This window comes from Planobispora rosea (assembly GCF_014648175.1).
Lineage (GTDB): Bacteria > Actinomycetota > Actinomycetes > Streptosporangiales > Streptosporangiaceae > Planobispora > Planobispora rosea.
The window spans coordinates 1-6669 of sequence record NZ_BMQP01000095.1; the positions used below are offsets into that span (position 1 = coordinate 1).

Genomic DNA, 6669 nt, shown 5'->3' on the forward strand with positions numbered 1-6669 from the left:
AAGATCCACCCGCGGCACCTACCTCGTCGAGCTTTTTACACCGCCCCGAGGACGCCACCTTCATCAACCACGCCTCCGGAAAACGCCGATGCCATAACCACGCTCATCATGACCAGAAGGGATGAGTTATCGACGGGCGAGTCGCTGAGTGCGCTTATCCGATACGAGCAGCTGCCCGTCGGCTGTTTCCGAGAGGACCAGTGGAAGGATCACTGGAGCGACCGGACAAAAACCCCGCCCGGGTCTCGGCAGAGGGGGTTCGGCCGTCACCCGAGATGGCTACGGCGCGTCGTCGAATGACCTGTCGCTCCAGCGAAGCCATGCTTCACCCCCCTCGATGGACAGCAGGAACTCCGGAACGGGACCGGACGGCGCCACCAGACAGAGAGTTTTCCTGATCTCTTCATACACCTCTATCCACTCATCCCGTTCCGGCTCCTCCATGAGGTTCCGGCTCCTCCATAAGTTCGACACACCGCTCGAAGCAGGGGCGGCATGCAGGACGCGACAGCCCGTTTGCGAAAACCCTCGTTCAGGCGATCAAGGACGCCGCGGCGTCTGTGATCGATCTGGGTATGCTGCCGATCATGTCCGAGCAGTATGCGCACCCCGACGCAGAGGCGCTGAGCCGGCGGCGAAGCGATACGCAGTTCCTCGTCATTGCAGCTCCCGAACGGGTCGATGCGCTGCTGGAGCAGGCCGCCGACGCGCGGAGCGGCCTGATCGCGGCGGTGTATCGCACGTCGGCGCACCTGCACCGTGGCATGTCCGAGGCCGACCGCCGGCAGATCCTGGCACTGGATGCGGCGCGGCTGGGCGAGCGTGATCTGGCGGCCCGGATCACCGCGACCCGGCTGGAGGGCCATCCGCCGGCCCGGTGGAACCCGATCTGGGCCACCGGATCACAGCCGGACGGTGCGCTGCCGGGGGCCGCGGCCGGTCATGCGGCCGCGATCCGCGCGGTGGCGCTGGCGGCGGACGGCCGTTTCGCGGTCACCGCCGATGAAGCCGGCGACGTACGGCTGCGCGATGCGGCCACCCGGCGGCAGATCGGCAGGCCCATGCGGGATGAGGGCGGAGCCGGTCAGGTGACCGTGACAGTGATCGATGATCGTCCATGGGTGATCACCGGAAGCGGCCCCGAGGGAACGGTGCGCGTGTGGGATCCGGCCACCGGCGAGCAGGTCGGGGAGGTCCTCACCGACGCGGGCTACGCCCCGGTCATGGCCACTGCGGTGCTGCAGGGGCGAGCGGTGGTGATCGCCGGATGTCTGGACGGCACGGTACGGCTGTGGGATCCGGCGAACGGCGCTGCGATCGGGGCTCCGCTCGGTACGGAGGGCCGTCTGGTGTCGGTGGCCGCGGCATCGCCCGACGATCAGCCGATCGCCGTCACCGTGACCGATGCCGACGGTGAGGGTGACTGCGGGACGGTGCGGGTATGGGATCTGGCCACCGGCCGACCCATTGGAGTGCCGTTCGGGCAGAAGTGTGAAGTGTCCCTGGCGGCGGTGGCCTCGGTCGGTGGGCGGCCGGTGGTCGTCACCAAGGGCTGGGATCATGTGGTGCGGACCTGGAATGCGGTGACCGGTCTGCAGGCCGGCGCGCCCATGGCCGATGACGTCAGAGCGCACGCCCTGGTCACCGTCACCGTGGCCGGCAGGCCCGTGGCCATCAGCGGGGAATGGCATGACGGCTACGGGCGGCTGCGCGTATGGGATCTGGCCACCGGCCGTCCGGCAGGCCCGGCACCGGTGTTTCCGGCTCGGATCACCGCATTGGCCGCGACATCGGATCGTCTGCTGGTCGGCTTGGGCTGCGATGTCGCAGTACTGAGTCCCTGCTGAGGACATGGCACTCGACGGCCGGCCGAAGAGCCCGATCTGAGACGGCAGGCACTCACCGCGGTAAAGAGCCCGCCATCGCCCTCGGAAGGAGCCTATGGACATTCCCGTGTACTACCGCAAGCAACTGGTCGGGTTCATCGAGGACTCGACGGTGGACAACTTCCGCACCTACGGCCGGTGGCGCGCCGTCGCCTCTGAGCAGACGACGCTGTTCCTGCGGGCCGTCGCCGCGGAGGCGGAACCGGCGATCGGGGTGGGCCCAGCAGGACAGATCCCTGGCCATGTGACGGGCATCGACGACGGATGGATCGAGGTCGTGACGGTGCCGACGGTGCCGTAGGGATCCTCGCCCACGCATGACGTGCGTAGATCGTTGCTCTGTGCCGACAGCGCCGTACGTGGCCTTTGGCCCCGCCTATCCGCCCCCGGCGGCATCGCGATCGGCACGCCGGCCCGTACGTGAGTAGCCGTGATCAATGGCGTAGTGCCCGCCTCGATGCCCCGTGCCCGCGCCTCGATGCCCGGCCGAGGCGTCCCTGCCGAAGCCGTTCACCGGCCCGGGCCCGATCGTCCCTTGTACCGGTCACACGGCAGAATCGGCACATGCCCACCCGCGTTGAACGCTATCTGGCCCACCTGGACCGCCTGTCCGGCGGACAGGAGCCGGCCTTCGTCCCCTTCCGCTCGAGCAAACCGGGACTGCGCGACGTCACCGCGATCGTCTACCGCGATCAGCCGGAACCCGGATTCCTCACCGGCCTGACCTACGGCCTGTCGCTGTCCGGCCATCCCGCCTGGCAGCGCAGCACCCCCGAGCTGTGCATCACCGTACGCTCCGCCGACGAGGCCTGGGCCTGGGCGATCGCCCATCTGGCCGAGCAGCTGCGCGGCGGCCCCTGCCACTTCGGCTACGGCGACACCCTCGGTTTCGGGCAGCGCATCTCCAAAGACAGCAGCATGGATGCCTTCGTGCTGTTCGCCCCCGCCGCCCTGGAACAGGAGGACTTCCTGGGCATCGACGTCGGCGACGAGCTGCCGGTCAACATCACCGGCTGCTATCCCATCCACTCCAGCGAACGCCGCTTCATCCAGGCCAACGGCCTCAAGGCCTTCTGGGACCTCGACTGGGACCCCTACGACGTGACCCGCGCCGCGGTCGTCTGACGCCCGGGCGGCCACAGTACCCATTGCCCGAACGGCGGCGGCTCCGCCAGGAGAAACCCCGGCGGGGCCGCCCGGCTGCGATACTCCTCCCGTGGCACTGCAGAAGATCACCGATCTTGATCTCGGTTTCTGTGACGTGACCTTCGCCGATGAGGGGCGCCTGCTGGCCCTGGACGCCGGTGCCGGTCTGTGGCACGTGGACCTTGCCGGCGGATCCCCGCTCCGTCTCGGTGACGGCGAGGAGATCGCCGACGCGGCGTTGGAGGGGTTCGAGGGAACCCACCGGCGCTGTGACGTCACACCGCGGCGGATATCGTGGCACGGCGGCTCGGCGACGGCGGTGGTGCACATCGACTGCGGCGGCCACTGGCTCCTTCTCCGCCGGAGGGATACGGGGCCCTGGCGGCCGCTGCTGACCGGCTCGCGGCTCGTCTGCTCCCCCGAGCTGTCGTGGTCCGCGGACGGAACGGCACTGGCCGTCGGCATCGACGGGGTGTGCATCATGCAGGTGCGCGGATCCGGGCACCGCGCGGACCTCGATGCCGAAAGCTGGGGGTGGACGCCCTCCGGCGGGCTCCTGCTGTACCGCTACGACGGCGAGCGGTGGACACTCTGCCTCGATCCCGCCCCGATGCACGAGCCGGGGCCGCATGTTCTTGGGGAACCGCATGCCGACCTTGAGGCCTGGGGGTGGCCCGGCGCACTCATCGTCGCCGCGGACGGCCGGACGTGCACGGTCGCATTCCGCTCCAAGATCGTTCGGTACGCGTTGCCGTCGCTGAGCATCGTGCACGCCCTCGACGTGCAGGGCGTGCACGGGCTCACACCGAGCGCCGATCAGCGGCGCGTGGTCGTCGAGTCCGACGGCGGCGTGCAGGTGTGGGACATCGTCGCCGGTCTGCCGCTCACCGGACTCCTCCCCCACCTCCGTGACGCCAGAGTCTCACCGTCCGGGCGGCACCTGGCCTTCCGCACCCGGACTCCGGCAGCGGTCCATCCCGTCGCCGAACCCGGCTGGTCGATCTGGCGGCTCGACTAGGGTCTGCACGCAGGTGAGAGCATGCGGATTCGGCTGCGCCGTGATCGACGAGGTCTGATCACCGAGTACGGCCCCCGGTCCGCCGGTGTTGAACCGGCTTAGCCGTCCTCACGATCAGCTCATCCGCTCCAGCAGGGCGATCTGCTGGCCGAAGCCGACCAGCAGGCCGTCGTCCGGGGCCGCGGCCAGCGCCGTTACCGGCTGCGGGAACACCACGTCGGGTTCTGGCGCTACCTGCGCCCCGGTCAGCAGGGGATGCACCCGTACCCGGCCGTCTCCGCCGTGGCCGCCGGTGACGGCCACGGGCCGGCCCTCAATCGTCATCGTGATCATTGTTGTCGCGCCGGCCGTCCGCGGGCAGTCGGTGATGGGCCCCTGGACCAGTTGCCGGCCGGCCAGGTCCCACAGCCACAGCTGCCCGTCGCCTTCGGTCACGACCATGGCCCAGCCGTCCACGCTCATCGCGGCCATCCGTGTCATCGAGCAGAAATCCGGGTGCAGCGGCTCGCCGACCTGCCGCCCGGTGGACAGGTCCCACACACGCAGCGCATGCTCGCCGTACCCTCCGCTGCTGAGGGTGACCGCGACCGGGTGGCCCTGCAGCACCACGGAGGCCACTGAGGCGACCACGTCGGCATGACCGAGCCGAGCGACGGGGGCAATCTCCCGGCGACCCGCCAGATCCCATAATCTGACCCGCCCGTTGCCATCGCCCGTCACCGCCGTCGGATGGCCGTCGACCGTCGTCGTGGCCAGTGCGCACACCGCCGCGCGCCCCGGCACGGCAAGTGCCCCGCTTGGGCGGCCGGTGGCCAGGTCCCACAGCATCAGCCGCACGGCACCGGTCGGGCCGTATTGGCCGACCACGGCGATCGGGCGAGCGTCGACGACGGCGGTGGCCAGCGCCGAACCGTAGACCGGTACCGGCCGTCCCTGCCGGTCGCGCGCCGAAAAGCTGATCGGCCGATCGGATACCGCCCCCGTGGCCAGGTCCCACGTGCCCAGCAGGTCCTCCCGCAGCGCCAGGACGAGTGGGCGATCGGCCACCACCGTGGTGACCACCTGCCGAACCACCGGAGCAACGGCGGCGGGCCGCCTGGCAGAGACGGGCGGCAAGGCGGCCACCCATCGCACGGCCCAGCGCGCCGTAGCACTCTGCTCGGCTCTTGCGGCACCGGCCTGCCGGGCTGGGCCCACATCGATGTCAGCATGCCCGGTCACGACGACAGCCTATGACGGCGCCAGCGATACCGGTGTTTCGTGTTGTCACCCTGTTGACACGCCGCTGGTCGCGTAACGCAACGGTGCCGGCGCGTTTCTCGCCTGACGATCACTTCTCGCCTGACGATCATTGGCCCGCCGTGTGACGATAGTAGGAGTTCACTGCCGGCTGACCGGTGTAGTTGGGGCCGGCTCGGTCGTCGGCGCCCAGGTAGCGATAGGGCAGCTCGACGACGCGCCGGCCCCGGCAGGTGATCCGGCGGCGCCTGGTGTCGTAGACCAGCCCGCCCTTCCGAAGGTCCACACTGAGGCGGCGTCCGGCGGGCGCGCCGTTTTCCAGGATGATGCCGCGCACGTCGAAGTTCGCGACGAACAGGCCGTCGTCAGCGAGCCGGGCGGCAGCCCCGGCGATCACTCCGAGCCGATCGCCGACGTAGTGGAGGCCGTGGACGCAAGTGATCAGATCGAAGGGTTCGGCGGGCTCGATGGCTTCCCACGCGGTGATCGAGGCGGTCACCAACCGCAGCCCTGGCGGCCTGGACGGGCCCGCGAAGAAGTCGACCAGATCCACCCCCACGATCTCGGTTTCGTCCCTGAGCAGATCGGCGACCTCGATGAGGGCACTGGCCGTGCCGCAGCACAGATCCAGCCAGCGCGCCGCCCGTCCGGAGGACAGCTGCCGCGACTGCAGGACGTCCACCACGTCGATGCCCAGCTCACGGTTGTAGGCGGGCAGGCGGCGCTCCCGGTTCATCCGGCAGTTGGCCACCACCGAGGAGCGCTCAAGCGCCTCGTCATCGAGCAGGTTCATGATGGGTCCCATCGGTACCGGCGCCGGTGACCAGCATGGTGATGAGCAGGCCAGGGGCGGCGAGGAGTCGGACCTGATCCGCTGCGCCCGCTCATGCGCCGTGGCACCGGGCAGGTGATCGAGTACACCGGTGGCCGCAGGCGCCGGTCATCTCGGCTGCAGGGCGGTCAGCCGGTCGAGGATCCGGAAAAGTACCGGACACAGATTTCTTGACCATGTTGTTCACCGTACAATAGCTTGTCGTTGTCCACCGTACAACGACATTCACCGTGGGCGGCCGGATTGCCGGCACGGCGAGGAACCCCCCACGCACCAGGCGGCATGCGCACCCGTCGCGCCTACCCGCCGTCGCGGCCGGCGGCGCCCGCATGACATCGCACCCGGCCGCAGCCCGTGCCCCGCCCCGTCCGGGGCGCCCGCCGAGGACGGCGGCCGTCGACCGCAGAAAAGAGAGAAGCGATGCCCCTGCCCCGATCCCATCGCCCGGAGGCGCACCGGTGAGGCATGCCGCACAACGAATGGTGCTCATGTCGGTTCCGGCTGAAGACTGACCCTGTGATTCCGGCGGAATCGTGACCCACCCCCGA

At 69.6% G+C, this 6669-nt stretch carries 7 protein-coding genes; 4 read left to right on the plus strand and 3 right to left on the minus strand.

All coding sequences use genetic code 11. From position 1 onward, the window contains the following. Positions 1 to 279 precede the first annotated feature (279 nt). On the minus strand, positions 280 to 444 hold the full coding sequence (locus IEZ08_RS38625) for a hypothetical protein (RefSeq protein ID WP_176728468.1): 165 nt from the start codon (positions 442 to 444) through the stop codon (positions 280 to 282). 116 nt (positions 445 to 560) lie between these two features. Here IEZ08_RS38625 and IEZ08_RS38630 point away from each other — a divergent pair, with 116 nt between their 5' ends. From IEZ08_RS38630 to IEZ08_RS38645, 4 genes are all read left to right on the plus strand, one after another. After that, on the plus strand, positions 561 to 1847 hold the full coding sequence (locus IEZ08_RS38630) for a WD40 repeat domain-containing protein (protein ID WP_189244210.1): 1287 nt from the start codon (positions 561 to 563) through the stop codon (positions 1845 to 1847). Positions 1848 to 1941: 94 nt separating this feature from the next. After that, positions 1942 to 2187, plus strand: coding sequence for a hypothetical protein (locus tag IEZ08_RS38635; RefSeq protein WP_068923123.1), 246 nt, complete (start codon positions 1942 to 1944; stop codon positions 2185 to 2187). Positions 2188 to 2450: 263 nt separating this feature from the next. After that, complete coding sequence (locus IEZ08_RS38640; RefSeq protein WP_068923122.1) at positions 2451 to 3011, plus strand: suppressor of fused domain protein; 561 nt, start codon at positions 2451 to 2453, stop codon at positions 3009 to 3011. Positions 3012 to 3102: 91 nt separating this feature from the next. Continuing rightward, entirely contained in the window at positions 3103 to 4050 is a 948-nt protein-coding gene (locus IEZ08_RS38645) for a hypothetical protein (protein WP_189244211.1), read from the plus strand. A 114-nt stretch (positions 4051 to 4164) separates the two neighbouring features. Here the strand turns inward: IEZ08_RS38645 and IEZ08_RS38650 are convergent, their stop codons facing one another. Both IEZ08_RS38650 and IEZ08_RS38655 read right to left on the minus strand, forming a co-directional pair. Further along, positions 4165 to 5112, minus strand: a complete 948-nt coding sequence (locus tag IEZ08_RS38650; protein WP_068923120.1) for a WD40 repeat domain-containing protein — start codon at positions 5110 to 5112, stop codon at positions 4165 to 4167. Positions 5113 to 5398: 286 nt separating this feature from the next. Beyond that, complete coding sequence (locus IEZ08_RS38655) at positions 5399 to 6082, minus strand: class I SAM-dependent methyltransferase (protein ID WP_203863727.1); 684 nt, start codon at positions 6080 to 6082, stop codon at positions 5399 to 5401. Between the last annotated feature and the right edge of the window lie 587 nt (positions 6083 to 6669).

Coding starts and splice junctions, on each gene's coding strand:
- IEZ08_RS38625 (WP_176728468.1), bottom strand. CDS start 444: ATGGAGGAGCCGGAACGGGATGAGTGGATAGAGGTGTATGAAGAGATC.
- IEZ08_RS38635 (WP_068923123.1), top strand. CDS start 1,942: ATGGACATTCCCGTGTACTACCGCAAGCAACTGGTCGGGTTCATCGAG.
- IEZ08_RS38640 (WP_068923122.1), top strand. CDS start 2,451: ATGCCCACCCGCGTTGAACGCTATCTGGCCCACCTGGACCGCCTGTCC.
- IEZ08_RS38655 (WP_203863727.1), bottom strand. CDS start 6,082: ATGAACCTGCTCGATGACGAGGCGCTTGAGCGCTCCTCGGTGGTGGCC.